The organism is Hydrogenophaga sp. (genome assembly GCF_041633695.1).
Lineage (GTDB): Bacteria > Pseudomonadota > Gammaproteobacteria > Burkholderiales > Burkholderiaceae_C > Hydrogenophaga.
This window is the reverse complement of sequence record NZ_JBFJMY010000687.1, coordinates 1-1580: the sequence shown is the minus strand read 5'-3', so window position 1 is coordinate 1580 and position 1580 is coordinate 1. Positions and strand designations below refer to the sequence as shown.

Sequence of the window (1580 nt, the reverse complement as noted above, 5' to 3'; positions counted from 1 at the left end):
GCCGCAGCGGCGTTGGCGGCGGCCACGCGCACGGAGCGCGACTGGCCGTTGAGCTCAAACAGCACCTTGTGGGCGGTTTCGCCGTCGTCGGCGATGCTTTGCAGGGCCACCAGCAGGGTTTTGCCGGGGTCGATCTCCAGCGCCAACTCTTGCTGCAGCTGCGGGCCGTAGAAGAACACGGGCGTGGGCAGCACCGAGGTGTCGCCGTTTTCCAGCACATGGGCGCAATACTCGCGCATGACCTTGGGGTACATCAGGTACGAGGCGAGCTGGCGTTCGTTGAGCGGCAGGCCGCATTCGGCTTCGGCCTCGGTGCGCGCGGCGGCCAGGTCCACATCCGGCATGTTGTCGCCGGGGCGGTAAGGCTTGGGTGGTGATTCGCCCTCGCCCAGCTTCAGCACCTTGCGGCTCACGGCTTGCGGGAAGCCATCGGGCGGGAAGCCCAGCTCGCCCTTGAACAGCGACACCACCGAGGCGGGGAAGGCCACCTCGCGCGCGGGGTCGAGCACGTCGGCGGTGGTCATGTCGCTGGAGACGAGCATGAGCGCCATGTCGCCCACCACCTTGGAAGACGGCGTGACTTTCACGATGTCGCCGAACAACTGGTTGACGTCGGCATAGGCCTGGGAGACCTCGGTCCAGCGGTGGGCCAGGCCCAGCGAGCGGGCCTGCTCGCGCAGGTTGGTGTATTGGCCGCCGGGCATTTCGTGGCGGTAGACATCGGCGGTGCCGCTGCGGATGTCGGCCTCGAAGGGCGAGTAGAAGCGGCGCACGCCTTCCCAGTACATGGCGGTGGCGTGCAAGGCGTCTTGCGAGAGGCCGGGGTCGCGCTCGGTGCCTGACAGCGCGGCGGCAATGGCCGAGAGGTTGGGCTGCGAGGTGAGGCCGCTCATGGAATCGATGGCGCCGTCCACCGCGTCACAACCGGCTTCAATGGCTGCCAGCACCGAAGCGGCAGAGGCGCCGCTGGTGTCGTGCGTATGGAAGTGCACCGGCAGGCCGGTTTCTGCCTTGATGGCTTTCACCAGCGCGGCCGCCGCGCGGGGGCGGCAGATGCCGGCCATGTCTTTGATGCCGATGATGTGCACGCCGGCTTCTTTCAGCGCTTTGGCGATGCCGACGTAATAGGCCAGGTTGTACTTGGGGCGCGATGCGTCAAACAAATCGCCGGTGTAGCAGATGGCGCCTTCGCAGAGCTTGCCAGTGGCCAGCACAGCGTCAATCGCCACGCGCATGTTTTGCACCCAGTTGAGCGAATCGAACACGCGGAACAAATCAATGCCACCGTCTGCGGCCTGTTGCACAAAGTGGCGCACCACGTTGTCGGCGTAGTTGGTGTAGCCCACGGCGTTGGAGCCGCGCAGCAGCATTTGCAGCAAGATGTTGGGCGCGCGCTCGCGGATGGCGGCCAACCGCGCCCATGGGTCTTCTTTCAGGAAGCGCAAGGCCACATCAAAGGTGGCGCCGCCCCAGCATTCCGAGGAGAACAGCTGCGGCAGCTCGCGCGCCACGTAGGGAACGATGGGCAGCATGTCGGCGGTACGCATGCGCGTGGCCAGTAGCGACTGGTGGGCGTCGCG

The 1580-nt window shown here is 66.3% G+C and carries 1 pseudogene; it reads right to left on the bottom strand.

Going from position 1 to position 1580, the window contains the following annotated elements:
• Window positions 1-1580: pseudogene (locus tag ABYB95_RS23240) on the bottom strand (pyruvate carboxylase); the annotation flags it as partial.